Annotated in this window: 1 pseudogene; it reads right to left on the bottom strand. The window is 63.0% G+C overall.

Annotated features, from left to right (window positions below):
- Positions 1-164: 164 nt before the first annotated feature.
- Positions 165-433, bottom strand: a pseudogene (locus tag AAFM29_RS18040) (iron-sulfur cluster assembly scaffold protein); the annotation flags it as partial.

The following is a 433-nucleotide window of genomic DNA, read 5'->3' as shown; positions in this document are numbered from 1 at the left end:
CTGCAAGCGTGCCGTAGATGAAGAAGTCGTACCACTCAAAAACTGTGCCGGCGGAACTCGCGGCAATCACTAGCCGGATTTCCTTTTCGCTCGGCTCTCGAACAGCCGGTTTGGCGACCTCTGACATGGTTTTCACGCTCTCCCCATTGCGATGTGGCTTGGCTCTAGAGTGAGTCCCCGGCCTTGCAAAGCGCGTCCACAGCGGCCTTCCACGGCAGCAGCAAGGCGCCATGCCTGCCCGGATGCGCGCGCGCTGCGTCGAGCGCCGAGAAGCCCGGCCATTGCGGCGCGGATGCGTCGGAGGCTTCGAGCCAGTTCTCTATCTTTTCGAGCGCTGTAGCGATTTCGTCCGCGTTCTTTCGGTGGGCCTCGCGGGCGAAAATCGTCGCCGCCGCCTGCCCTACCGCACAAGCCGTGACCGCCAGTCCTACCT

This window comes from Erythrobacter sp. (assembly GCF_038133525.1).
Classification (GTDB): Bacteria; Pseudomonadota; Alphaproteobacteria; order Sphingomonadales; family Sphingomonadaceae; genus Qipengyuania.
This window is presented reverse-complemented; position numbering and strand designations above follow the sequence as displayed.